Annotated in this window: 21 protein-coding genes; 6 read left to right on the top strand and 15 right to left on the bottom strand. The window is 38.3% G+C overall.

Annotated features, from left to right (window positions below):
• Nucleotides 1-194: 194 nt before the first annotated feature.
• A complete protein-coding gene (locus EZ456_RS19305) occupies nucleotides 195-1253 on the bottom strand; it encodes a TerC family protein (RefSeq protein WP_131532977.1) in 1059 nt (352 codons plus the stop codon).
• Nucleotides 1253-2224: a polyprenyl synthetase family protein gene (locus EZ456_RS19310; RefSeq protein ID WP_131532979.1), complete on the bottom strand. Its 972-nt coding sequence runs from the start codon at nucleotides 2222-2224 to the stop codon at nucleotides 1253-1255. Before EZ456_RS19310 ends, EZ456_RS19305 begins: the two co-directional genes overlap by 1 nt.
• A 292-nt stretch (nucleotides 2225-2516) precedes the next feature.
• On the opposite strand from EZ456_RS19310, the gene EZ456_RS19315 reads away from it, so the two are divergent.
• Both EZ456_RS19315 and EZ456_RS19320 read left to right on the top strand, forming a co-directional pair.
• Nucleotides 2517-3518: an alpha/beta hydrolase gene (locus EZ456_RS19315; RefSeq protein WP_131532981.1), complete on the top strand. Its 1002-nt coding sequence runs from the start codon at nucleotides 2517-2519 to the stop codon at nucleotides 3516-3518.
• 135 nt (nucleotides 3519-3653) lie between these two features.
• Nucleotides 3654-4157, top strand: coding sequence for a hypothetical protein (locus tag EZ456_RS19320; protein WP_131532983.1), 504 nt, complete (start codon nucleotides 3654-3656; stop codon nucleotides 4155-4157).
• Nucleotides 4158-4265: 108 nt separating this feature from the next.
• On the opposite strand, the gene EZ456_RS19325 is transcribed toward EZ456_RS19320, so the two are convergent.
• From EZ456_RS19325 to EZ456_RS19360, 8 genes are all read right to left on the bottom strand, one after another.
• Nucleotides 4266-5228, bottom strand: a complete 963-nt coding sequence (locus tag EZ456_RS19325) for a YpdA family putative bacillithiol disulfide reductase (protein WP_131532984.1) — start codon at nucleotides 5226-5228, stop codon at nucleotides 4266-4268.
• 85 nt (nucleotides 5229-5313) lie between these two features.
• Nucleotides 5314-6726, bottom strand: a complete 1413-nt coding sequence (locus EZ456_RS19330; protein ID WP_131532986.1) for an MBL fold metallo-hydrolase — start codon at nucleotides 6724-6726, stop codon at nucleotides 5314-5316.
• Between the two features lie 578 nt (nucleotides 6727-7304).
• Nucleotides 7305-8324, bottom strand: a complete 1020-nt coding sequence (locus tag EZ456_RS19335) for an asparaginase (RefSeq protein ID WP_131532988.1) — start codon at nucleotides 8322-8324, stop codon at nucleotides 7305-7307.
• A gap of 356 nt (nucleotides 8325-8680) precedes the next feature.
• Entirely contained in the window at nucleotides 8681-9448 is a 768-nt protein-coding gene (locus EZ456_RS19340) for a TatD family hydrolase (RefSeq protein ID WP_131532990.1), read from the bottom strand.
• A gap of 455 nt (nucleotides 9449-9903) precedes the next feature.
• Nucleotides 9904-12816, bottom strand: a complete 2913-nt coding sequence (gene uvrA / locus EZ456_RS19345; RefSeq protein WP_131532992.1) for an excinuclease ABC subunit UvrA — start codon at nucleotides 12814-12816, stop codon at nucleotides 9904-9906.
• 112 nt (nucleotides 12817-12928) lie between these two features.
• Nucleotides 12929-13888, bottom strand: a complete 960-nt coding sequence (locus EZ456_RS19350; protein ID WP_131532994.1) for a hypothetical protein — start codon at nucleotides 13886-13888, stop codon at nucleotides 12929-12931.
• Between the two features lie 247 nt (nucleotides 13889-14135).
• A complete protein-coding gene (locus tag EZ456_RS19355) occupies nucleotides 14136-15182 on the bottom strand; it encodes a ferredoxin--NADP reductase (RefSeq protein ID WP_131532996.1) in 1047 nt (348 codons plus the stop codon).
• A gap of 381 nt (nucleotides 15183-15563) precedes the next feature.
• Entirely contained in the window at nucleotides 15564-16346 is a 783-nt protein-coding gene (locus EZ456_RS19360; RefSeq protein WP_131532997.1) for a lytic transglycosylase domain-containing protein, read from the bottom strand.
• A 263-nt stretch (nucleotides 16347-16609) separates the two neighbouring features.
• On the opposite strand from EZ456_RS19360, the gene EZ456_RS19365 reads away from it, so the two are divergent.
• From EZ456_RS19365 to EZ456_RS19380, 4 genes are all read left to right on the top strand, one after another.
• The gene (locus tag EZ456_RS19365) at nucleotides 16610-18199 is read left to right on the top strand and encodes a pseudouridine synthase (protein WP_131532998.1); all 1590 of its coding nucleotides are present in this window, start codon (nucleotides 16610-16612) and stop codon (nucleotides 18197-18199) included.
• A 478-nt stretch (nucleotides 18200-18677) separates the two neighbouring features.
• Complete coding sequence (locus EZ456_RS19370; protein WP_131532999.1) at nucleotides 18678-19787, top strand: lactonase family protein; 1110 nt, start codon at nucleotides 18678-18680, stop codon at nucleotides 19785-19787.
• Between the two features lie 18 nt (nucleotides 19788-19805).
• Complete coding sequence (locus EZ456_RS19375; RefSeq protein WP_131533000.1) at nucleotides 19806-20300, top strand: SRPBCC family protein; 495 nt, start codon at nucleotides 19806-19808, stop codon at nucleotides 20298-20300.
• A gap of 4 nt (nucleotides 20301-20304) precedes the next feature.
• Nucleotides 20305-21027 carry a phytanoyl-CoA dioxygenase family protein gene (locus tag EZ456_RS19380; protein ID WP_131533001.1) on the top strand — a complete coding sequence of 241 codons (723 nt, stop codon included), beginning with the start codon at nucleotides 20305-20307 and terminating at the stop codon, nucleotides 21025-21027.
• A 213-nt stretch (nucleotides 21028-21240) separates the two neighbouring features.
• On the opposite strand, the gene EZ456_RS19385 is transcribed toward EZ456_RS19380, so the two are convergent.
• From EZ456_RS19385 to tilS, 5 genes are all read right to left on the bottom strand, one after another.
• Nucleotides 21241-21687 (bottom strand): KTSC domain-containing protein, encoded by a 447-nt coding sequence (locus tag EZ456_RS19385; protein ID WP_029279950.1) that lies wholly within the window; start codon nucleotides 21685-21687, stop codon nucleotides 21241-21243.
• A 153-nt stretch (nucleotides 21688-21840) separates the two neighbouring features.
• On the bottom strand, nucleotides 21841-22410 hold the full coding sequence (locus tag EZ456_RS25170) for a hypothetical protein (RefSeq protein WP_165501379.1): 570 nt from the start codon (nucleotides 22408-22410) through the stop codon (nucleotides 21841-21843).
• Nucleotides 22411-22498: 88 nt separating this feature from the next.
• A complete protein-coding gene (gene bshA, locus EZ456_RS19395) occupies nucleotides 22499-23641 on the bottom strand; it encodes an N-acetyl-alpha-D-glucosaminyl L-malate synthase BshA (protein ID WP_131533002.1) in 1143 nt (380 codons plus the stop codon).
• Nucleotides 23642-23763: 122 nt separating this feature from the next.
• Entirely contained in the window at nucleotides 23764-24252 is a 489-nt protein-coding gene (locus tag EZ456_RS19400; protein ID WP_131533003.1) for a hypothetical protein, read from the bottom strand.
• On the bottom strand, nucleotides 24253-25584 hold the full coding sequence (tilS, locus tag EZ456_RS19405; protein ID WP_131533004.1) for a tRNA lysidine(34) synthetase TilS: 1332 nt from the start codon (nucleotides 25582-25584) through the stop codon (nucleotides 24253-24255). It lies immediately after the preceding gene.
• Between the last annotated feature and the right edge of the window lie 20 nt (nucleotides 25585-25604).

The raw sequence follows: 25604 nt of genomic DNA on the forward strand, positions 1-25604 counted from the left end.
AGCCAGAGATTGCTAGCTGTAACGTATATTTTGCTTAGCGCACTAAATTTCGCAAGCAAACTAACATTATAGAACATTCATTAATCGAATCGTCATACTGAACTTGTTTCAGTATCTATCCTGCCAATTTGTTGTCATTAAGACCCTGAAATAAATTCAGGGTGACGACCATTATAAAATAGTCCCCATTAAGATTATTGCTCTTTAACATGCGCCTTTTTCTTCGGGAAAGCCAGCGAAGCCACAATACTGATCACCAAAATACTCAGAATCACGATTAACGAATGTTCGGTAGTGAAACCCCATTTCTCCAAATAGGTATGGCCCAACATTTTTATCCCGATAAATGCCAATAATACAGCTAATCCGGTTTTTAAATAGTGGAATTTATGGATGATATTTACCAACAGGAAGAACATGGAACGTAAACCCATGATGGCAAAAATATTAGAGAAAAATACAATGTAAGGATCTTTTGTTACCGCAAAAATAGCCGGAATAGAATCGACCGCGAATAACAAATCGGTAAATTCAACAATCAGCAGCACCAAAAACAATGGCGTAACCAGTGTTTTATGGTTAATTTTTACGAAAAACTTTTTTCCCTCGTACTTAGGATGAATAGAAAATATTTTCGAAGCCCATTTTACTACAGGGTGGTTTTCCGGATCAATCTTATCATCTTCATCTTTACTGAAGAACATTTTTATACCCGTAAAAACAAGGAAAGCACCAAACACGTATAGTATCCAGGCGAATTTTGTAATGAGTGCTGCGCCAACAAAAATGAAGATGAAACGCATAATAATGGCACCCAAAATACCCCAAAACAATACACGGTGATAATATTTTTCTTCAACGGCAAAAGCAGAAAAAACGAGTACAATCACAAAGATATTATCTACCGAAAGGGCATATTCAATAACATAACCTGTTAAAAACTCTAGCCCGAGGTTTTGTTTATAAACGGCTAAACTTCCTTCAAAATCATCAGGAACCAACTTGATATGATGCTGATGGCTAATTACAATTTCTTTAAGATGTGCAAAATCCTTTATTCCATGGAGCTGGTGCCCTTCGGTTAACAGAATAAAGTAAAAACCGATAGCCAAAGCCACCATGATCAGACTCATTACTCCAGCTTGTTTTAAGCTCACTACATGCTCTTTCCTGCTAAAGAGACCAAGGTCTAAAGCAAGAATCAGGACAATAAAAAGAAGAAAACCTAAGCTAAAAAGTAATTCGTTACCCATTATTTTTTACGTTCAGTGGTGTACAGTACAAGTTGTTCTAAACCAGTTCGTGCTTCGCCAGCCTCAAAACTGTGCAAAATATCAAATGCTTCTTTCTGGTAATCCAGCATTTTCTGGTTGGCGTAATATACACCTTCTTGGGCATTTACGAAATCGATGATCTGCTGAATTTTAACCGGATCATCCTGGTGATTTTTAACCAGGTTAATTATTTTTTTACGTTCAGTTTTTTCGGCTTTATTCAGTGCATAAATTAAAGGCAGCGTTACTTTCTTCTCTTTAATATCAATGCCCAAAGGTTTTCCTACATCATCTGTTCCAAAATCGAAGGTATCATCTTTAATCTGAAAAGCAATTCCAACTTTTTCGCCAAACAGACGCATTTTTTCTATTGTTTCATCATCCGCACCTGCCGAAGCAGCACCCGCAGCACAACACGAAGCAATTAAAGAAGCTGTTTTCTGTCGGATCACATCAAAATATAATTCTTCTGAAATATCCATCCTCCTCACCTTTTCTACCTGCAGCAGTTCGCCCTCACTCATCTGTTTCACCGCTTCCGATACAATCTGTAACAAACGGTGTTCATTATTGTTTACCGAAAGCAACAATCCTTTAGCCAACAGGTAATCGCCAACCAAAACGGCAATCTTATTCTTCCATAAAGCATTGATAGAGAAAAAACCTCGACGCTCGTAAGCATTATCTACGACATCATCATGCACCAAAGTAGCTGTATGTAAAAGCTCTACCAAAGCAGCTCCACGATGGGTTGATTCTGTAATTCCACCGCAGAGTTTAGCCGCAAAAAACACGAACATCGGCCGCATTTGTTTGCCTTTTTGCTTTACAATATAATGGGTAATCCTATCCAGCAACGGTGCGTCGCTATGCATAGATTCTTTAAAGGTTTTTTCAAACGCTTTAATATCAGCAGCAATAGGTATTTTTATCTGTTCGATTCCCGGCATTAAGTCGAAAAATTTTGATTGCAAACTTAAGCTAATTTCCCATAAAAAGGTAATGTGTAGTCGTATTATTAAGGATTTGAAAAGCAATGGCAGTAATCCTTAACATCTTCCGTCCTGCTATTGCCTATAGTCCTCGCCCTCATGCTTCGGGCTGTGGGCTATTTGGCGCTATCAGGTTTAATTATTCTGGGTATTGCAGGCTAAAACCCTTCCATACGATAATTAATTTCGCAAAAATATTAGCTTTATTTAATTTCAAATTTTACATTTAAACCAATATTCGGTGCCTTATATGAAAAAACGCTACAAAGTACTTATCGGCCTTTCGGCATTAATTGTTGCAGGTTATTTATTGGGCCCAAAACCCAAAAAGCCGATTTACAATGAAGAGCTGACCCAAGTTCCCGATCTGGAAGATTTAGACCGTTATGTGGCCAGCATCGAATCGATGCATAAAATAAAACCAGGCAATGAAGCCGAAATCATCTGGGCCGATACCCTTCATCAGCAAACTGAATACGCCATTGTTTACCTACATGGTTTTTCGGCATCAAAAACAGAAGGCAATCCGGTCTATTTAAATTTAGCCAAAGGATTAAATGCCAATTTATATCTGGCCCGTTTGGCCGATCACGGCATTGATACACTTGCACCCATGCAATATTTTACCGCCGATCGCCTTTGGGAAACCAGCAAACAGGCTTATGCCATTGGCAAAAAATTAGGCAAAAAAGTAATTTTAGTGGGCACTTCTACAGGTGGAACTGTAGCATTAAAATTAGCGGCAACCTATCCTGAGATTAACAGTTTGATCTTGTTATCACCAAATGTAGCCATTAATGATAAAAACGCATGGCTTTTAAACAATCCATGGGGGCTACAAATTGCCAGAAAGGTTGTAGGCGGCGATGAACGTAAAGTGGACGACCGCACCGATGAATATAAAAAATACTGGTACACCAATTACCGCCTAGAATCATTAGTAGAACTGGAAGAATTTATCGAGAGCAGTATGGTAAAAACAACTTTTCAAAAGGTAAAGCAGCCTATTTTAATGCTCTATTACTATAAAAATGAACTCGAACAAGATCCCGTTGTTCGTGTAGACGCCATGTTGAAAATGTTCGATGAACTGGGTACGCCAAACAGCTTGAAAAGAAAGCAAGCCATACCAAATGCAGATAATCATGTAATGGGATCGTATATTACTTCGAAGGATTTACCGAGCGTAGAAAAGGCAATTGAAAGTTTTGTGGGAAGTACATTGAAAGCAACTGATCAATTGAAAGAATAGTCGTCATCTCGACTGAAGCTTAGCGAAATGGAGAGATCTATCTAGACAGATTTCTCGACTGCGTTGCACTCCGCTCGAAATGACGATCCCATCTTATATCTACGGTATTAAATACCAATCTAAATCTCGCTCATCATGAAAATTAAACCTATACTAATCGAAATAGCATGGCTTTTAGGCTGTGCAGTAGCATCATATGGCATACTTGTTATCATCTTAGGAAACTTTGGCTTGGGTATTAGTCTTCATGACACCTATTTTGTAATTAAAGACCAATATTACCTGATCTGGCTTTCTTTCGTTTTAGCGTCTTTCCCCATTTATTTCATCAAAGAAAGCAGACATTCTTTCAAACGAAGATTACCATTATTTATCTTTTTAATTTTAGGTTTAGGCTTCAGTTCGCTCATCATTAAAGTAAGTTTTATTTTTCTTTTTTTACCTGAGATCGGCAAAAATGGATGGACGGTCTATCCTCCATTATCAGTTCATAACAGGGCAACAACGAACATTCTACCACAGGAAGGATTTCTTTCTATATTTTTAACGCCGATCAATTACCTAATCTTATTTCAAATTACAGTTATCTCACTAATGTTATTTGCGACTTATAAATATGGAAAAAGCATGAATAATTAATTTTAGAAATCTGAAAGGCAAAAATAAGAAGAATATTTCAGAGGTTTTAACTTGGATAAGACTTACGAAGTTACCCTAGTGCAGGCCCAGGCTAAACTTCGTAAGGCATTAACCTAAAATATTCTTTACGATCATTTCAGCATGCACCCTCGAGTTTTCGATAAAAAGTTTGTGCGTATCCAATCCACCGCAAACTACACCAGCCAAATACAAACCTTTTACGTTGGTCTCCATGGTTTCTTCGTTATAAACCGGGCAGAGTGTTTCGGGCAATTCGATACCGAATTTTCTCAGCATGCTAAAATCTGGTTGATAACCCGTCATGGCGATTACAAAATCGTTCGGTATGGTTTTCATTCCTTCAGGTGTTTTGACATCAACCTCTCCTTCTCTTATTTCAACCAATTCTGAGTCGAAAAGTGCTTTAATTTCTCCTTCATTAATCCTGTTCTGAATATCAGGACGCACCCAATATTTCACATGAGGGCCAAGATCGCCGCTGCGCACAACCATGGTTACATTTGCACCTTTTCGGTAAGTTTCTAAAGCGGCATCTACGCCAGAGTTATTGGCGCCAACCACTACTACATGCTGAAAGGCGTATAAATGCGGATCTTTGTAATAATGCGTTACTTTGGGCAAATCTTCTCCAGGAACGTTCATCAACAAAGGAACGTCATAAAAACCTGTGGCAACAATTACATTCTTAGCGGTATAACTGGTTTTAGAAGTATTTATTTCAAAAAGTTGATCTTTTTTAACAACCTGTTTTACACTTTCGAAAAGATGGATATTTAAATCAAATTTTTCGGCCACGCGACGGTAATACTCAACCGCTTCATTTCTATTAGGTTTCGGACTGATGGTTACAAAAGGTACACCCCCAATTTCTAACTTTTGAGAAGTAGAAAAGAAAGTCATAAATACCGGATAGTTAAATAAGCTGTTTACCAAAGCACCTTTCTCTACAATTACATAGCTTAAGTTCGCTTTCTGGGCTTCAATTGCGCAAGCCATCCCTATTGGGCCGGCACCGATAATTAATACGTCGTAATGATTTTGATTTACCAATTGGTTATATTCTTAGGATGTCATTCTGAGCCTGTCGAAGCACATCATTACATTTCAACAGGCTCAATGTGACAATTTGCGTTTATTATACTTTCATTGCTTTACTTGGGCATGCGAAATCGGTTCTTTTTAAACCGGTATTTTTAATTGCGCCGTAACCGCCAGCGATATCAATCACATTTTCTACTCCACGCGATTTTAAAATTGACGCTGCAATCATTGAGCGATAACCACCTGCACAGTGAATGTAATAAGTATCTTTTGGATTGATTTCGCCAGTCCAGTCGTTAATAAAATCTAACGGGCGACTGAGTGTAAATTCAAGGTGTTCCGATTCATACTCTCCAGGTTTACGCACATCAAGTGCGGTAATTTCTCCATCAAGGCTGGCCTGTTCAAAAGCTTCAGCCGAAATAGATTCAATAGTGTCGATTTCCTTACCAGCATCCGTCCATCTTTCAAAACCACCATCTAAATAACCTATAGTACTATCGTATCCAACACGGGTTAAACGGGTAATGGTTTCTTCTTCTTTGCCCTGATCAGTAATTAACAAAATGGGCTGCTGTAAATCGGTAATCAAAGCCCCAACCCAAGGCGCAAACTGTCCGTTAAGACCAATATTGATCGAATTTGGAATAAAACCTTTGGCAAAAACCTGTGGATCACGAGTATCGAGCATTATCGCTCCTGTTTGGTTTGCGGTATCTTCAAATTGCTGAGGCGTCAAAGCATTTAAACCTTTCTCATAAACCTCATCAATACTTTCCACACCGCTTTTATTAATCGCTGCATTTTTAGCAAAATATTGTGGTGGCGGCATAATGCCATCAGTTACTTCTGCAATAAACTGCTCTTTTGTTAACGCTTTTAAGGCATAGTTCACTTCTTTCTGATGCCCCAAAGTATCGAAAGTTTCTTTACTCATGCTTTTACCACAGGCAGAACCAGCACCATGAGCCGGGTAAACAATTACATCATCAGCTAAAGGCTTTATTTTCTCATTCAGCGAATCGTAAAGCATTCCTGCTAAATCTTCCATCGTTAAATGGCCTTTCTGTGCTAAATCCGGGCGACCAACATCACCAATAAATAAGGTATCGCCACTAAAAATACAATGATCTTTTCCATTTTCATCGGTTAACAGGTAAGTGGTCGATTCTAAGGTGTGCCCTGGGGTGTGTAAAACCGTAATGGTTACTTTTCCGATTCTAAACTGCTCGCCATCTTTAGCAATGTGCGATTTAAATTCGGTTTTTGCAGTTGGTCCATAGATAATTTCGGCACCAGATTTCTCTGCCAGATCTACATGGCCAGAAACAAAATCGGCATGAAAATGCGTTTCAAAAATATATTTTATGGTTGCTCCTGCTTTTTCGGCTTTCTTTAAATAGGTTCCAACCTCTCTTAGCGGATCAATAATTGCAGCTTCGCCATCACTTTCAATGTAATAAGCGGCTTCTGCCAGGCAACCTGTATATATTTGTTCTATTTTCATGTTTAATAAGTATCGAGTTGTTGTGTATCAAGTATCAAGACATAACCTTACGCCTTAAACCCTTTAACTTATACCTCTTTACTGGCAAAAATAACGCTAAATACTTATAACCGAAATGATGTTGCTCATAATTGCAGAAGTTTTACTTACTGTAATACAAAACTGCTAACTGAAAAATGTCAACTGTAATTGATTTGGGCGTTACCCTAATCCCGATGAATCGGGAAAGGGTCGGGCTTTTCAGGGCTGCGCTTCGCTACGGTACCGATGAAGACCTGTGAAACAAGCAAGCATACCGTAATAAATAAAAGCAGATGCTTAATCGACACTAAACCCTTCCAATCCCTAACGCAAAACCCACCGTAAAAACCTGCCAGATATCTAACAAATCTGTTCCTTTCATGGTATCAAATACTGCAACTTGCTAAATTTAGCCAATTGCATTTATCTTTCATCTCTAAACCCGATCGAAGCGAGATGCCGATTCTTCATCGGCAGAAGCGTGAGCGGGACTGAAAACCTCCAAAAGAGCAGAACTGCTCATTTCCTTAAAAAACTGTTATAAAACACTGGAAACATTAATCCTTCGTCAACTCTCCACGAAGCGATTCTTCCATTAACTTACGGCTTTCTTCGATTGATAATCCTAAGCCCATTACAAACATTAATTTGGTTACCGTAGCTTCGAATGTTAAATCGTAACCGCTTAAAATGCCCATTTTTAACAGTTCTCTACTGGTTTCGTAGCGGCCCAGCTGAACCGAACCTTTTTTACATTGAGAAATGTCGATAATAATTTTTCCATTCAAAATGGCCTGACGTAAACTATCTAAAAACCATTGTGCGGTTGTGGTATTACCAGAGCCAAAAGTTTCTAAAATAATGGCATCTACTTTAGAATCTGTAATCGCCTGAACAGCTTGCGGGGTTATACCCGGGTATAATTTCAGCACCCCAATGTTCGAATTAAAATTGGTATGCAATTTCAATTCCCCTTTTGGTGTTTTAAGAATATAATTCCTGTAAAACTGCAAGTGAACACCTGCTTCGGCAAGTATCGGATAATTTGGTGAACGGAAAGCCTCGAATTTTTCGCTGTTGTATTTAATAGATCGATTGCCCCTAAATAGCTGGGAATCAAAATAAATGCAAACCTCAGGAAATAATGCTATTCCATCTTCCTTGGTAGCTGCAATTTCTAAAGCAGTAATTAAATTCTCTTTAGCATCTGTTCTGATTTCGCCAATTGGAAGTTGCGATCCGGTTAAAACAACAGGTTTAGCCAAATTTTCGAGCATAAAGCTCAATGCCGATGCCGTAAAAGCCATCGTATCAGATCCATGAAGGATGACAAAACCATCGTACTGATCATATTTGTGATAAACAAGCTCTGCTAATGTTTTCCATATTTCAGGATCCATGTTCGAAGAATCCAATACCGGATTGAAGGAATGCACGTCTAAATCGTAATCTAAACGATTTAATTCAGGAACGTTTTCTTTTATCTGCTCGAAATCAAATGGAATTAACATCCCATTTATAGGATCGTTAACCATACCGATGGTACCACCGGTATAAATTATAAGTATTTTGGTCATTTGGTTGGGTGAAGGTTGCTCACCGCAAAGAAACTAAAAAATTACAAATGATCGAGTGAATTCTCAAATTAACAACAAAAAAGCAAAAAAACGTTAACATATTGCCAATATAGCAAATTTTAAGCCGCTATTTTACAATACAAGAAATACAATGTGGTCGTCATCCTGATCCGATACCTATCGGATTTGTTTCAGGATCCGGCAAGAAAGATGCTGAAATAAAAATCACAACGACAGAATCTAAAATTTAAGCGTCATTCCCGCGCATGCGGGAATCTTAAAGCTATTGCATTACGATTCCCAATCAAGTTGGGAATGACGAACCGCTAAAATTTGTCGAGTAAGAATAATAACATTTAAACCCCGAAAATTTTCTTCGAGTTTTCCGTGGTTACCTCTGCAATTTCTTCAATAGAAACGCCATAAATATCGGCCAGTTTTTGTGCAATATAAATCAAATAACTACTCTCATTGGGTTTGCCGCGAAAAGGAACCGGGGCTAAATAGGGTGAATCAGTCTCTAAAACCACATTAGCCAAAGAAATTTCTGACAATACAAGATCGAGCCCAGCTTTTTTATAAGTAACCACCCCACCAATCCCTAAATAGAAATTTAGATCGATGGCCTGTTTGGCCTGCGCTACATTGCCTGTAAAACAATGGAAAATACCTCGTAATTTTTCATCTCGCTCACTTTCTAATAACTCAAACACTTCATCAAAAGCTTCACGACAATGAATTACGATCGGCAAACCTAAATCTTTTGCCCAGGCAATCTGTTTACGAAAGGCATCTTGCTGAATCGCCAATGTGGTTTTATCCCAGTACAGATCGATGCCGATTTCGCCAATGGCATAAATTTTCCGACCGGAAATGCTGTTGTAGATTTCATCCAATTGGACAAGATAATCTTCCTTCACATCACAAGGGTGCAAACCAGCCATTGCAAAACAATTTGCAGGATATTTGGCCACCAGGTCATCAATCATGGCAATCGATTTCACATCAACATTTGGTAAAAACAAACGGTTCACGTCGTTCTCAAAACAGCGCTCCATTAGTTGCGCTTGTTTCTCAGCATCCTGCTCGTAATATAAATGGGTATGGGTATCGGTGAAAAGCATGTTTATAATGTAAAATGGATGATGGAAAATGGGTGATTGGGTTAGGTTATGAATTCATGAGTGTATTTCCAAAGTTATTTTTAGGTTGAATATGTCATGTTGAGCTTGTCGAAACACTTAACGGCAAATTTTAAGCAGGTCCTTCGACAAGGCTACCATTGACAGATTCAGACGGATGGTCGTCATCTCGACCGCAGCGGAGAGATCTTTGAACTATGTTAAAAGATTTCTCCGTTTCGCTGTGCTTCAGTCGAAATGACGACAACCTGAGACCATTTATTTCTCTCTAAACTCTTCTGTCATTTATATTGATTTTTATAAAATAAATTAACCCTCAGGATGACAAATCAATTTATTACACATGCTCATCCTATTAAATAAAGGCCCTGAAACAAGTTCAGTGTGACGATCGCTTAAAACCCGCGGCTTCGGCCTTTCTGACCTCCAACCTCAGACTATTTCTTCTTCTTGGACACTTTGACTTCGGACTTCGGACTACTGGCTCCGGACTTTTCGGTCTCCAGCCCCCAATCCATCTCCTTTTTCAAAAACTTTCCGGTTAAACTGATCGGATTCTGGATCAAACCTTCAGGCGTACCTTCAAACAAAATCCTTCCGCCGCCAGCGCCGCCTTCTTCACCTAAATCGATCACCCAATCGGCAACTTTAACCACATCTAAATTATGTTCGATTACCAAAATGGTATTCCCTTTATCAACAAGTTCTTGTAGCACGCCTAAAAGCACATTAATATCTTCGAAATGTAGTCCAGTGGTAGGCTCATCTAAAATATAGAAGGTTTTCCCGGTATCTTTTTTAGAAAGCTCGGTAGCCAGCTTAACACGCTGCGCCTCTCCTCCCGATAAGGTAACCGACGATTGCCCCAAAGTGATATAACCTAAACCAACATCTTTTAAAGTCTTAATTTTTCTATAGATGATCGGGATATTTTCGAAGAAATTACAAGCATCTTCAATACTCATATCCAGCACATCACTAATCGATTTTCCGCGGAAACGAACCTCTAAAGTTTCCCTGTTATATCTTTTTCCACCGCATTCTTCGCAAGGCACCTGCACATCAGGCAAGAAATTCATTTCGATTACCTTCAAACCTGCACCTTGACAGGTTTCGCAACGCCCGCCCTTTACGTTAAAAGAGAAACGACCTGGTTTGTAACCGCGGATTTTTGCTTCGGGCAACTGCACAAACAGGTTTCTGATATCGGAGAAAACTCCGGTATAAGTAGAAGGATTTGAACGTGGCGTTCTACCGATAGGCGCCTGATCAATTTCAATCACCTTATCAATTTCTTTTAATCCATTAATTTTCTCGTATGGCAAAGGCTGTTTTTTTGCCCTGAAGAAATGATGATTTAAAATCGGATACAAAGTTTCGGTAATCAAACTCGATTTACCACTACCTGAAACTCCGGTTACCGCAATAAATTTACCCAAAGGAAAATCTACTGAAACCTCTTTTAAATTATGTCCGGTGGCTTTAATAATCGATAATTTATGCCCATTACCTTTTCTGCGAACTTTTGGCGTTTCAATTTTCCTTTTACCGTTCAGGTAATCGGCTGTTAGGGTTTTCGATTTGAGGATCTGCGCAGCAGTTCCTTCTGCCACTACCGTTCCACCATGAATACCTGCACCCGGACCAACATCAATTACCCAGTCGGCTTCCAGAATCATATCCTTATCGTGCTCTACCACCAAAACAGTATTCCCAAGATCACGAAGATTTTTAAGTGCATTAATCAAACGTTCGTTATCGCGCTGGTGCAAACCGATGCTTGGCTCATCGAGGATGTACATTACGTTCATCAACTGCGAACCGATCTGTGTAGCCAAACGGATCCGTTGCGCCTCGCCACCAGAAAGTGTACGGGCTGTACGATCTAAAGTTAAATAGGTTAAACCCACATCTGTTAAGAAACCAATCCGTGCTTTAATCTCTTTTAAAATTTCCTTAGCAATAATATTCTGACGGTCAGTAAGGCGCTCATCTACTTTTTCGAACCAAATGTTCAGGTTGAAAATATCCATTGATGACAGTTCGAAAATATTCTTACCATCAACCTTAAAATGCAGACTCTCCTTTTTCAGTCTAGCGCCATTACATTCCGGGCAGGTTTTCAGTTTACGGAAAGTTTCCATATCATCAACAGCAGCCTCCCCTCTTTTTTCATTCTGCTCTTCGAGCATTTTAATAATACCATCGAAAGTGATATTATAATTCTGAACGTTCCATTTATTATACTCAACAGCTACATTGATCAGATCGTGTGTACCGTTTAAGATAATATTGATCACTTCATCACCCAGTTTTTCGATCGGGGTAGAAAGTGAAAAATTATATTTTTTAGCCAGGGCTTTTAACACCTGGAACATCCAAATGTCTCTATATTCGCCCAGTGGCGCCAAGCCACCGTTTAAAATACTCAGTTTCGGATTCGGTATCACCGATTCTTTATCCACTACGAAGATATAACCTAAACCATCACAACGTTCGCAGGCACCATATGGCGAGTTGAACGAAAAACTGTTCGGTTGAGGCTCATCGTAAGAAATACCTGTGGTTGGGCACATTAAAAACTTACTAAAATGCGCAACGTTGTTATCCTTATCGCTAATTTTAATTACGCCTTTACCCATCTTCATCGCAATCTGCAATGAATCCAGCAGGCGTTTTTTATCCTTCACATCAATAATCAAGCGATCGATCACCACTTCGATATCGTGAATTTTATAACGATCTACCTGCATTTTAGCAGAAATATCCTTTATTTCTCCATCCACACGCACCTTCACATAACCCTGTTTACGGATTTGCTCAAAAAGCTCACGGTAATGGCCCTTTCTACCCTTTACAACAGGTGCAAGGATATTTACCGCTACGCCATCAAATTTATTAAAGATATTCTGTAGAATCTGATCTTCACTCATGCGCTCCATCTTTTCGCCAGTATTGTACGAATAGGCATCGGCAACGCGTGCATAAAGCAAACGCATAAAATCGTAAATCTCGGTAATGGTACCTACGGTAGATCGCGGGTTTTTGCTGGTGGTTTTTTGCTCAATAGCAATAACCGGGCTTAGTCCTGAAACTTTATCTACATCAGGGCGTTCCATCCCTCCCATAAACTGGCGGCTATAAGCGCTAAATGTTTCCATATAACGGCGCTGTCCTTCCGCATAAATGGTATCAAAAGCCAATGAAGATTTGCCGCTACCACTTAAACCTGTTATAACAACGAGCTGGTTGCGCGGAAAACTTACATCTATATTCTTTAAATTATGTACCCTCGCACCATATACTTCTACATCTTTTTGCTCGCCGAGGTCGATAGATTTATTGCTCATATTATATTTAAAGTTGGAGGCAAAATCGAGCCTTTAAAAAGGCACAATTCCAATCCGCAAAAATGCTAAAAATTTTATCAAAAAGAAAGTCAAAACCAATCTTGATTAAGGATTAATTGTCATAATGTCGACTTCTATTTCGTAGGAAACCAGATGATAAGCCAAGGCGCACATAACTATAATGATCCTGAAAATAGATATTGTAATTATCTTCTCCATAATAGCCTACTGCAGCCATCAGAAACACATTATGCATAAAGGGAAAGCTATAATTAAAATTAATTTCAGCATTTAGTCTTTTCTGAATATTAGCTAAATTCCTTGCTGGAATTTTATTTACCGCATAAGAAATTTCAGTATTTAAACGCCAGGTTTCTTTTTCGGTTTTATCTTTCTGTTTATTTTTTGCATTTCTTTCAATTTCATCGTATCTCCGCCAGGAGAAACTATACAATAACCGGGTAAATCCAAAACCTTCATCAAGCGCAGGCTCATACCTAAAGAATTTGTACCATTGCAAACCAACACGGTGGTTTAAGGAATAATAGCTTTCATTTGCTCCGGTTGGCTTTAGATTACCGAACCGGTAAGAAAGGGTTAAATAATTGGCATTGAAATTTCCTGTACGGGTATTGATCGTACCATCAGGGTTGTAAGGCGACACATCTTGTCCGTTAGAATGGTGGGCAAAAGCAAGTTCTGCATATTTATAATGCTCAGGATCGGGATTTAACCGCGCATAAAGCGCACCACCCAGGCGATAACTCGGTGTACGTACAGCAGCCGAAAATTCTTTCCGCACACGTACCGTAAAATCAGGGATAATGGCAAATGCAATGGGCGATTTATAACTACCCAATAACATATAAGTAGTAGTAAGCCGACCATTAATTACATATTTCGATGGCGCACCCAATTCTCCACCAGGGGCTGTGTAAGCCAGGTCGGCATTTTCTTTATAAAGATGGATGTACTCCTTATTGGCAAACTCTCGTTTTACAGCAACAGAATCTTGAGCAAATGATTGTAAACAGAAGAGGCAGATTATAAGTGTAAAAAAGAATCTCGTCATACCTCATAAACGCTGTAAATGAGATAACGGTTTTGTATTTTTAGAGAAAATAACGACCGCTTATCAAATGATACAAAAACTTAAAATATTCGAAAGACACAATATTAATATGCTTTTAATTTTTTCGATTAAGTTTATAAAGCTGAAACCAGAATGGGGAAAAGTTTGAAACAATTATTTCAATTCGAAATGGTGTTATTGACAAGAACCTATGCGTTAGATAGACCATTGAATTATATCCGATAAACTACCATTCAATCGTTGTTCCATTCTCTGTCGGGTGCCCGGTACAAACCAAAACTCTTCCTCTTTCAAGCTCATCATCGGTAAGCACTTCGTTATAATCCATCCTTACGCCACCTTTGGTGCAATTGGCCACACAGGTACTACACACTCCTCCACGACAGCTATAGGGAAGTTTGATCTTATTTTCCAGCGCAACGTCTAAAATCCTTTTTGGCCAGGGCACATCGAGCTGGTAAGTTTCTCCTCTAAAGTTCAAAACTACCGAATAGGTATTTTTATCTACTACCTTTTCTGCCGAACCATCATCCTCATCCACCTCATCTTCTGGCAACACGAAGGTTTCTCTCTTAATCTGTTTGATATCGAAACCCATACCCAGCAAGGTAATCCGACATAAATCCATGTAAATGATCGGTCCGCAGCTATAAAACAGTGTATCATTACGATCAAAACGCAAATGTTCTTTGAGTAATTTCTCGATATAGAATTTATTCAGTCTGGCCGTCATTAAGTTTTTACTATTGCTAAAAACCCAAACAATCTTTAACCTTTCAGGATATTTTTTTTGCCATTCGTTCAGCTCATCATAAAACAACGCGTCCTCCATCGATCGGTTACTATATACCAGTGTAACCAACGATTTTTTCTCACGCACTAATGCCGTTTTCAAAATCGAGAATAATGGTGTAATCCCAACCCCCGCAGCGAAAAGAAAAAGATCACGTTCCAGATTTTCATCAGGCACATAACTGAACATTCCCTGCGGTTCTTGTGCCAAGAGAATATCGTTTACGGAAGTTTTATGGTGTAAAAATCTCGAAATCTCTCCATTCTCCACGCGTTTCACGGTAATCGCTAAGGGTTCATCCACATCAGGCGAGCTATTAAAAGAATACGACCTTCTTATTTCCTTATGTTTTCCCTGAAAAATCAATGAAATAAACTGACCTGCTAAATACTTTGGATATTGCTGGTCTACCTCCTCAAATTGAAAAGTAATATTATCTCCAGGTTGATTTATAATTTTATTGATGCGCAGTTTGAACATAATGCAAAGAAAGGAAATTGATTTATTAGTTCAATCGTTCATTGGTCATTAGTTAGTAGGAGGGTTTAGGGTTTAGGGTTTAGGGTTTAGGGTTTAGGGTTTAGGGTTTAGGAAAAACACTGGTCAGACAAGTTTGTGTTTGATAACAATGAAAACATATGATAATGACTAATGTATTTAGACGCACATGCGCTTAAATGACCTTCCATCTCTTATATGGTGAAACTATTCCGTGTTAATCCGTGCTTCCGTGGCAAGAAAAAAAGTGGTTAGCAAAAACAAATCTGTGTAATCCAACAATCTGTGTAATCATTTTCAAAAAAAAACGTCCCGATTTAAACCGGGACGCCTTACCAAATGCTTGTCTTTATCTTAATTATACTATTCGGCGTTGTAAGCCAATAATACTCTCGGTTTTTCGTAACCGTAACGTTTCGGGTGTTCCATAATCTGTTTCATAGAAATCACTTTATAAACATAGCCCCCGGTTTCGCGGTTTAGCTTCATTTTGTAGTAATTGTCTTGATTTTGATTATTGATCTGCTTGCGCAGGCGTCCGTCGCCAACATTGTAAGCCGCAGCTACCAATGTCCAGCTTTCTAAACCTTTATACATTTCTTTAATGTATTTGCAGGCAGCAATTGTCGATTTACGCAGATTATGGCGTTCATCAACATTTCCGTTTACTCTTAATCCATAGGTACGGGCTGTGCCAGGCATAAACTGCCAGATTCCTGCTGCACCTTTGGGAGAAACTCCTTCCGCCATTCCAGATTCGACCAAAGCCAAATACTTAAAATCATTGGGAATTCCGTACGCAGCGAGAATAGGCTCAATTACAGGAAACCATTTTGCTGCTTTTACATGCAATTTATTGGTTTGTGTATTTCCGTAACTGTGTGCTGCAAGGATTTTTTTCATTTTGCGTTCTACCTTTTTATCGCCTAACGGCAGGGTTTCTTCTGCAAAATTTAACTGTGCCATTAAAGATAGCGGCTTTTCCGCACGCTGAACTTTTAGACTATCAGATTTGGGTATTGTAGTGTTTAATTTTTCTTCTTTTAAAAGACTTTTTTGTGCTAAGGGCATTTGGTAAGCGAACACTTTTGCCAAGATAAATAGTGTTGCCACTACCGCAAATGGTACGATGTGTTTCTTTAACATTTTCCTCCTTTTTTTGGTGAACTTATATAAAAACGTTGGCAAAGCTAAAAAATAATAAGCACATTATCAAATAGTTACAAAAATAACCCTCAAAATCGCCCCTTAAAGCGCTTTAAACGTGGATTTTAAATTTTGATTTTCAGGCGAATTTTCCTATTTTAGAGGCTATTTTTTTATCTAATTTTTCCGCTCTTAAAATTGTTATGTTCATCAATTTTCCATAAATTTGCAACCCGCATTTTCAATGTGGCTAAAAGCGTATCATGATAAATAAAAACAACAGGAACAGTCGGGATGACAAGTCCAAATCAGGCAGTCGGAAAACAGAAGGCAGAAGTAGTTCGGCCGGGTCTGATAGAAGAAGATCAGACGACAAAGACAGCAAATTCAAAAAATCATCCGATTCAAAAGCCGGCTTCAAACCTAGAAGCGCAGATGGTAAAGATTTCAAATCAAAATCTTTCGGAGACAAAAAAGACTTCAGACCAAGAACAGGAGACCGTGATTTCAAATCGAAAGATGGAGAATCGAAGGGATTCAAATTTGGAGACCGCGAATTTAAATCAAAAGACAATAACTCAAAATCAGAAGACCGTAGCTTCAAACCCAGAGAAGGTGGATCGAGAGATTACAAGCCAAGAACTGGAGATCGTGATTTTAAATCGAGAGAGGGAGGATCAAGAGATTACAAACCGAGAACAGGAGACAGAGATTTTAAACCAAGAGAAGGTGGGGCAAGAGATTATAAGCCAAGAACAGGAGAACGCGATTTCAAAGCTAAGGATGGAGATTCGAGAGATTTTAAACCGAGAACTGGCGACCGCGACTTTAAACCTAGAGAAGGCGGATCAAGAGATTACAAACCTAGAACTGGCGACCGCGATTTCAAATCGAAAGATGGTGGATCGAGAGATTTCAAACCTAGAGAAGGTGGTTACAAAGATTACAAATCCAGAGGTAAATCTGATGATTTCAAGCCAAGTGCTGGAAGTTCAAGAGATGTAAAACCTAGAGAGCCAAAAGAAGGCGACACTCGTCCGTTTAGAAAACGCGAGGACGCCCAACCAAGAGATACAGAATTTAACCGCCCAGAACGGACTGTAATTGCTCAAGGCCGCAAAACAAATGAAGAGAAAGGCTTAATTCGCCTAAACAGATATATTTCAAATGCAGGTATCTGCTCTCGCCGTAAAGCCGATGAGCTAATTGCTGCCGGCATTATTACCGTAAACGGAGAAGCTATTACCGAATTAGGGCATAAGGTTGATCCGGCGAAAGATTTAGTACGTTATAATGGCGAGCTATTGAAACGCGAGAAAAAAGTTTACGTTTTATTAAACAAACCAAAAGATTACATCACCACTACCGACGATCCACAAGAACGCCGTACGGTAATGCAATTGGTTGACAAAGCGAGCCGTGAACGTATTTACCCCGTTGGCCGCTTAGATCGCAACACCACAGGCTTATTATTAATGACAAACGATGGTGATTTAGCTGATAAATTATCACATCCTAAAAACGGTATCACTAAAATTTACAATATTGAGCTGGATAAAGCTTTATCACAAGGCGATTTAAACAAAATTGCTTTTGGTTTAGAACTGGAAGATGGGTTGATTAAACCGGATAACATTTCTTACGTTGCAGGTGGAACCAAAAAAGAAATCGGCATCCAGATCCACAGCGGTAAAAACAGAATTGTTCGCCGTATTTTCGAACACCTGGGTTACAATGTAGAAAAATTAGACCGTGTGGTATATGGCAATTTAACCAAGAAAGATTTACCTCGTGGCAGATGGCGCTATCTTGAAGATCATGAATTGATCCAGATTAAACATTTAATAAAATAAGATATAAGAGGCAACCAATGGTTGCCTTTTTTGTTGCTTTGCTAAAAAGATGTCAAAATCAATTTTTTCAGAAAAACACTGGAGGATATGACAGGGTGCGAGATATCATCATTCCCAACCCGATAGCTATCGGGTTGATTGGGAATCGTAATACCTTGGTAGGGTTTGTAGGTTGCATTAAGATTCCCGCCTGCGCGGGAAAGACGACCGTTCTTTGGAATCCATCAATGGTAGCATAGTCCAAGGATAATGTTTTTATAGTAATCTCATAAATGTCTTCGACTACGCTCAGACTGACAAACCCAAGCATAGTTTAAGCACATTGTACCTTCGTTGCAAATATATTGTAAGATTCAGAAATAAATTAAGAACGACGAAGACGATTTATCTAATGGGAATAAATTTCCGTGTCCTTCATTACCTCCGTGGCGAATTACATTTTAATTCCTCATATTTGTTAAAATCAACATCATTTTTCATGAAAAAAATTAGTTCATTGTTCATACTTTCTATACTATCAACGCTAACATTTGCACAAAAAGCCAACTACAACCTCATCGTTGGCACTTATACGGCACCCGGAAAAAGCGAAGGAATCTACACTTACAACTTTAATACCTCAACTGCAGCCACGAAGATAAAAAGCATCACAAAAAATACGGCTAACCCGAGTTATCTGGCCTTTTCTCCCGATCAGAAATTTGTTTATGTAGTGAATGAAACCGGAGCTACAAGTACAGTTAGCGCTTTTAAATACAGCGCAGCAATCGGTGGTTTAACTTTTTTAAATAAAGTAGACAGTCACGGTGCCGATCCATGTTTTATTACCGTTGATGCCAAAAATGTAATCGTGGCAAATTATAGCGGAGGCAGCTTGGCCGTATTTGCACGAAAAGCAGATGGAGCATTAACCGAAGCTTTACAAACAATCATACATACTGGAAAAAGCATCGATCCTAAAGGTAGACAAGAAAGTGCGCACGTACATATGGTTAAATTCACTCCAGATCACAAGTATTTAATTGTTAATGACTTGGGCGAAGATCAAATTTATATTTACAACTACAAGCCTACCTCAAAAGAAAAAATATTAACGATTAAGTCGGTAATTAAAACTAATGCAGGCACTGGCCCGAGGCACATCACTTTTAGTCTAAATGGAAAATTCGCCTATTTAGCGCACGAGTTTAATGGAAGCATAACCGTTTTCGCTTATTCGAATGGTAGTTTAACCAAAATCCAGGAGATTGGCACTACGCCAAAAGATTTTACCGGAAAAGTTGATGGTGCTGATATCCATGTTTCGGCTGATGGAAAATTTCTTTATGAAACCAATCGTGGCGATGCCAATAGCATTTCTGCTTTTTCAATTCTGCCTACCGGAAAATTAAAATTTATCGAAACGGTAAGTACACTCGGTAAAGGACCAAGAAACTTCAGCATTGATCCGACTGGAAAATTTCTATTGATCGGCCATCAATACACCAACAACATCGTTATTTTTAACCGAAATAAAACCACAGGCAAATTAACCGATAGTGGTAAACGCATTGATGTTGGCGCACCAGTTTGTTTGGTTTTTAATTAATCACCTAAAATTAAGCCAATGGAAAACTTCGATTGGACAAAATTCACGCTCAAGATCGCCGTTAAGGCAAAACTTGAAGACCTGTATAACGCCTGGACAAAGGCCGGCGAAATTGAGAAATGGTTTTTAAGTGAATCAGAATTTTCTGACGAGAATAGCGTATTGCTCAACAAAACGCAAAACGTACTGAAAGGCGATAAATACAAATGGATCTGGTATTTATACGATGATATTGAAAACGGAAGCATAACCGAAGCCAATGGCAAAGATGAACTTCAGTTTACTTTTGCAGGCGAATGTTTGGTTGATATTAAACTCAAAGAAGAGTTTGAATATGTAATTGTGGAGTTGACCCAAAAAAACATTCCCTTGGATGACAATGCAAAAAGAAACATTCGACTAGGTTGCCACAACGGCTGGAGTTTTTATTTGATTAATTTAAAGTCTGTTTATGAAGGTGGTTTAGATTTAAGGAACAAAGACAACCGCTTTAAACCCATGTTGAATAATTGAGGTGATGGATTTAGCTGCTAGGGAAAGAGAAATTCAACAAGTCGGTTTTTCAATTATAGAGGAAATATTTACGAATCAAGAAATTGAAGCAATTTTAGCTGCAATCAACAAAACGGATTCAACAAAAGAAACCTTTAGAAAATCGGAGGACCTTTTTGCTATACGCCAGTTTTTAAAAGAGATTCCAGATACTATCGATCTTATTTTTAACGATAAACTAAAAAAGATAATAAGAAAGGTTTTTGGCAAAGATTATTTCCTTGTTAAATCAATATATTTCGACAAACCCGAAACTTCAAACTGGTTTGTATCCTATCATCAGGATTTAACCATTTCTGTTAATCAAAAGGCAGAAATACCAGGATTTGGCCCTTACACCAACAAACACAACCAATTTGCCGTACAGCCTCCGCTAGATATACTTGAAAACAATTTTACCATCCGCATTCATCTCGACGAAACCAACGAGCAGAATGGAGCACTTAAAGTGATCTCAAACTCACACTGTAAGGGTATTTACCGTCCGGAGAATATTGATTGGAATATAGAAAAAGAACTGAGCTGCAATGTAGCGCGTGGCAGCGTGATGATTATGAAGCCACTTCTTTTACACAGCTCAGGCAGAACAACTAACAATCAAAAAAGAAGGGTGATTCATTTAGAGTTTAGCAATCAGATATTGCCTAAGGAACTACAATGGGCTGAGTATCTTGATTTGGATAGTTAGTAATTAAATTTAGTTTCAGCAATAATAGATACTGAAACAAGTTACCGATGATAGATTCCAAAAATCGGTCGTCATTGCGAGGAGGAACGACGAAGCAATCTTTCCAACTTGCGATAAAGATTGCTTTAGCCAATGAAAAATCGGCTTCGTTGAAGAATAAAAAAATGGCCCCAATTAAAATCGAGGCCATTTAAAATATTTTACTCACACGTATTATGCTGGTTCTGCAACCCTTGCAACATTACGATATGGAAACTCATTAAATATATGTCTACGGGCAAAGCGACCTGGAGAATCGGCGTTAACCAATTTCACGTAGATTGCTTTTGGCACATCGAAATATTCGTAAGCACTACCATCAAAAAACTGGATGTTTAAAACCTGTTGTTTGTATTCGAAATCCTGAATATTCGATAATGTTGTAGTTTGCGTGTACGTTTCGATATTCTGTTCACGTGTTTCTGGCGCAATACTTACCAAGAAATGGTAAGCTTCGATAATTTCTTTACTTCTTGCTTCTGCATCTAATTTCTCTTCTTCCTGCTGAAATTTATCAGGGTGACAATCTTTCATCAATGTACGGTACACAGATTTAAGCTCTTTTAACTCAGCATTTTTATCTACGCTCAAAAGCTTTCTGTAATCAACTATTTTCTTCATTTGGGATAACCTCTTTTTTAATTTTGTTGAAATGATTTTAGGAATTTTTATCTACCAAACCGTTTCAAGCCGCAAAGATACGATTTATAATCATTTGATTTTGAGAAAGTTTACTTTTGATAAGTATTTCTTTTTTAAGGTGTTCTCAGCAGCTCATTTTTTTGAGCCATCATCATTGATAAATTTGAATTTATAATCTGGATCAATTACCTCTCCTCCGATATCCTGAAAAGACCCGAACATACCCGTCCAATCTTCAGTATCGTTTTCAACATCAGTATCCCAACAAATTAGTCCACAAAATTCATTGTAAGTGTTTAATACAACACCAAATTCTCCTTCTAATGATACTTTGGCTCCCACTTCAAAGCCTTGGTTTCGTTTCCACCTAACTGACCTTCGATAAATATCTGTGCCTAACTGATTCCCTCTTAAAAATGAAAAAGAGTTCCATTCGCCAGTTGGCCTGAACAGATCCATAATACTTGTAAAGTCAGGAACATTATCTCCATGGATATAATAAAGTTCTTCAACAAACAGATCGGTAAATTTTTCTAATTCAACACCACCTACATTTTCATGAATTAAACCCTTTAACAATGTTTCCGTTTTAAATAAATCATCAAATAATTCTACGAGTTCAAATTTTTTCCAGTATTGACTTTTAGTAAGCTTATTAGACGGTTTTTTCTTAAATACGTTTTTTAAAAATTTATAGAGCATAAATTTAGATTAAGTATCAAATATACATCACAAAAAAAGCCACCCGAAATATCGAATGGCTAAATAAATCTTTATTTCAAACTAAATTTCAATATTTAGCCTGTAATGATTTTTCGATTACTTCTTTGTAATAGTCGATATAAACCGGGAGAATCTTTTTCAGGTCAAAATCTTGCGCTCTCGCAAAAGCATTTTCTTTGAAACGATTCAGGGTTTCATCATCCTTTAAAATTTCAATGGCATGGGCTGCCATCGCATCTACATCTCCAACATTGCTCATATAGCCACAAAATCCGTCAACATTTAGCTCAGGCAAACCACCGGCATTTGTAGTAATTGCTGGTACTTTACAAGCCATTGCTTCTAATGCTGCCAAACCGAAGCTTTCAGATTCTGACGGCATTAAGAAGAGATCTGAAACCGATAGGATTTCTTCTACCGCATCTTGCTTACCTAAAAACCTTACATTTTCACAAATATTCAACGATCTGCAAAGTTGTTCATCGTAAGCACGCTCAGGTCCATCACCTACCATTAATAGTTTGGATGGAATAACTGCCTGTACTTTTTCGAAAATCCTAATCACATCAGCCGTACGTTTCACTTTCCTGAAATTACTGGTGTGGATTAAAATCCGTTCGTTATTTGGAGCAATTGCTTTTTTGAAGTGACCTTTTGCCTGCAAACTGAATCGCGAAAAATCTATAAAATTTGGGATTACCTTAATTTCTTTTGTAATCTCAAAGTGGTTATAGGTATCTTCTTTCAAATCTTCCGACACAGTAGTTACACCATCGCTTTGATTAATAGAAAAAGTAACTACCGGTTTATAAGTTGGATCTTTGCCTACCAAAGTAATATCGGTACCGTGCAAAGTAGTTACCACAGGAATGTGGATGCCATAACTTGCCAAAATCTGCTTGGCCATAAATGCCGCAGAAGCATGTGGAATAGCATAATGAACATGCAACACATCAAGCTGCTCAAAACGGACAACATCAACCACTTTGCTGGCCAAAGCCGATTCATATGGTGCATAATCGAAAAGTGGATAATCCCTTACCGAAACCTCGTGGTAAAACAGGTTAGCCGAAAAGAAATCGAGCCTGGCAGGCTGACTGTAAGTAATAAAGTGAACCTGATGACCCTCGTTAGCAAGTGCCTTACCAAGCTCTGTTGCAACTACTCCACTACCACCAAAAGTGGGGTAGCAAACAATTCCTATCTTCATTGTAAATGTATTGTTGTTACCAGCAAATGTACCCGATTTTAATCTATAATGCGTGTCGGCCTATTGCAATAAAAAAGACGAGATATTGAGTAGAGATTATCTGGAAGAATAAAGGGGAATTATTATTTGAGATTTCTCATTTCCTCTTTAATTACGAGGAAAAGTTCATTTGGTCTTTGCGTACCAATAAAATATTCTAAACCATCACGATCGGTTAATACAACAGCATCTTTACCTGATGAATAAAAACGGATTGTACCTTTCGTATGCAGGTTGTAAACAGGATTATTGAAAAAATAACGGCTATAGGTTGCCTTACGCACATCAACAATACTGTTCAGATCAATCTTAACGCGTTTGGTTGTCCAAAGGCCATCCAAAGTCATGCTGCCATTATCTACCACAATTTTGTACTGAATAAGAAAAAGCAAAAGCATAGAAACACCGATGATCCCGAAACCTACCACGAGGAACAGGTCTTGCGTATTGTCACGATCGCGTTCATAAACGTAGGCAGCAAAACAGAACGCAGCCATAATCAACCGAATGAAAATACGAACATAATCACGGCCGATGTACTGTTTTTCGATATAGGCGTATTTGCTTTCCACTTATTTAATTTTGAGTTCGAATATAGCAACTTTTTTTGTTGCTGTAGTTAATTTATATCGGTTATCCTGCCGCATACCTGCAATCCAAACAATTTCACCATTTCCGTTAACCAAAATCGGTGTAGTGCTTTTTAAATGTAGAGGAACTTTCTCGTCGATAAAATAATCGCTCACTTTTTTGGGGTTACGCATACCCAGCGGGATAAACTTATCACCATTTTGCCAATTCCTTAATACCAAAGGAAAAATTAATTTATCAGCATTTACGTACGCCTTATTCAAATTAATTTCGAATTTTATTTCATGCGTAAACGTCAATGAAATTTCATCATTGGCAAAAGCAATGTTTTCTGTTGTTGGATGGATAAACTGGTTGGAAGTCATCGAGGTGTTTTTCTCAACAATAACCAGATCACCTCTATTAATAATGGCCTGATGCGTCGAGCTAAAAAAATGCGTCCCACTTAAGGCTTTTAAACTGTCTAAAATTTCCTGCACCACATTTTCGCCAAAATTAAAAGGTTTAAGCAACTCATAAAGCAACAGTTTTTGTGGATTTAATTTAGCAATCTCTTCTAAGGGGATATAAACGCCATCAATCCTTTTATTTAGAATTCTATTTGTAAGTTTTTGAACCTGTACATTTAAAAAAGTCTCTAATTCCGCAAAGCGGGAAATGTTTTCTGCAAAAGTTTTTTCGAGATTTGGATTAATCTCCTGAAGTTGCGGAACAACTGCTAACCTAATTTTATTGCGGGTATAATTCGTGCTTGCGTTCGAACTGTCTTCTACAAAATCTATATGATTAACCTTTACAATTTCATCAATTTGCTGTCGGTTTAAAAATAATAAGGGTCTGATCAGTAAATCACGTTTAGGTAAAATGCCATGCAATCCGCTTATGCCTGTGCCACGGGTAAGGTTAATGAGTACGGTTTCTACCGCATCGTTCTGGTGCTGCGCCAAAGCAATATAATCGTAGCCTTCTTTGTCTCTAATTTCTTCGAACCAGTTATAACGCAGGTCGCGCGCTGCCATCTGGGTAGAAATTTTATTTTCAGCAGCATATTTTTTGGTATCAAAATGCGTTACATAAAAAGGTAATCCTAAATTTTTGGCCAAAAGCGCAACAAAACCTTCATCACGTTGTGCTTCATCAGCCCGTAAATTAAAATTACAATGTGCCACACCAACATCAATGCCTATTGCTTTAAACAAATGCAACATTAATACCGAATCTTTTCCTCCGCTTACGGCCAAAAGAATCTTGTTAGCCCGCACAAACAGCTGTTGCTGGTCAATAAAATCCTGAAATTGTTTTACGGGTAACATCCACCAAAAATATTTAATTT

The sequence above is a fragment of the Pedobacter psychrodurus genome, assembly GCF_004331735.1.
GTDB lineage: Bacteria > Bacteroidota > Bacteroidia > Sphingobacteriales > Sphingobacteriaceae > Pedobacter > Pedobacter psychrodurus.

What these genes read in the sequence shown, in the direction of transcription:
- EZ456_RS19365 (WP_131532998.1), top strand. Translation starts at nt 16,610, where the DNA reads ATGATAAATAAAAACAACAGGAACAGTCGGGATGACAAGTCCAAATCA.
- EZ456_RS19330 (WP_131532986.1), bottom strand. Translation starts at nt 6,726, where the DNA reads ATGAAAATAGAACAAATATATACAGGTTGCCTGGCAGAAGCCGCTTAT.
- EZ456_RS19375 (WP_131533000.1), top strand. Translation starts at nt 19,806, where the DNA reads ATGGAAAACTTCGATTGGACAAAATTCACGCTCAAGATCGCCGTTAAG.
- bshA (WP_131533002.1), bottom strand. Translation starts at nt 23,641, where the DNA reads ATGAAGATAGGAATTGTTTGCTACCCCACTTTTGGTGGTAGTGGAGTA.
- EZ456_RS19335 (WP_131532988.1), bottom strand. Translation starts at nt 8,324, where the DNA reads ATGACCAAAATACTTATAATTTATACCGGTGGTACCATCGGTATGGTT.
- EZ456_RS19340 (WP_131532990.1), bottom strand. Translation starts at nt 9,448, where the DNA reads ATGCTTTTCACCGATACCCATACCCATTTATATTACGAGCAGGATGCT.
- EZ456_RS19370 (WP_131532999.1), top strand. Translation starts at nt 18,678, where the DNA reads ATGAAAAAAATTAGTTCATTGTTCATACTTTCTATACTATCAACGCTA.
- EZ456_RS19360 (WP_131532997.1), bottom strand. Translation starts at nt 16,346, where the DNA reads ATGTTAAAGAAACACATCGTACCATTTGCGGTAGTGGCAACACTATTT.
- EZ456_RS19305 (WP_131532977.1), bottom strand. Translation starts at nt 1,253, where the DNA reads ATGGGTAACGAATTACTTTTTAGCTTAGGTTTTCTTCTTTTTATTGTC.
- EZ456_RS19315 (WP_131532981.1), top strand. Translation starts at nt 2,517, where the DNA reads ATGAAAAAACGCTACAAAGTACTTATCGGCCTTTCGGCATTAATTGTT.
- EZ456_RS19380 (WP_131533001.1), top strand. Translation starts at nt 20,305, where the DNA reads ATGGATTTAGCTGCTAGGGAAAGAGAAATTCAACAAGTCGGTTTTTCA.
- EZ456_RS19350 (WP_131532994.1), bottom strand. Translation starts at nt 13,888, where the DNA reads ATGACGAGATTCTTTTTTACACTTATAATCTGCCTCTTCTGTTTACAA.
- EZ456_RS19320 (WP_131532983.1), top strand. Translation starts at nt 3,654, where the DNA reads ATGAAAATTAAACCTATACTAATCGAAATAGCATGGCTTTTAGGCTGT.
- EZ456_RS19310 (WP_131532979.1), bottom strand. Translation starts at nt 2,224, where the DNA reads ATGCCGGGAATCGAACAGATAAAAATACCTATTGCTGCTGATATTAAA.
- EZ456_RS25170 (WP_165501379.1), bottom strand. Translation starts at nt 22,410, where the DNA reads ATGCTCTATAAATTTTTAAAAAACGTATTTAAGAAAAAACCGTCTAAT.
- uvrA (WP_131532992.1), bottom strand. Translation starts at nt 12,816, where the DNA reads ATGAGCAATAAATCTATCGACCTCGGCGAGCAAAAAGATGTAGAAGTA.
- tilS (WP_131533004.1), bottom strand. Translation starts at nt 25,584, where the DNA reads ATGTTACCCGTAAAACAATTTCAGGATTTTATTGACCAGCAACAGCTG.
- EZ456_RS19355 (WP_131532996.1), bottom strand. Translation starts at nt 15,182, where the DNA reads ATGTTCAAACTGCGCATCAATAAAATTATAAATCAACCTGGAGATAAT.
- EZ456_RS19385 (WP_029279950.1), bottom strand. Translation starts at nt 21,687, where the DNA reads ATGAAGAAAATAGTTGATTACAGAAAGCTTTTGAGCGTAGATAAAAAT.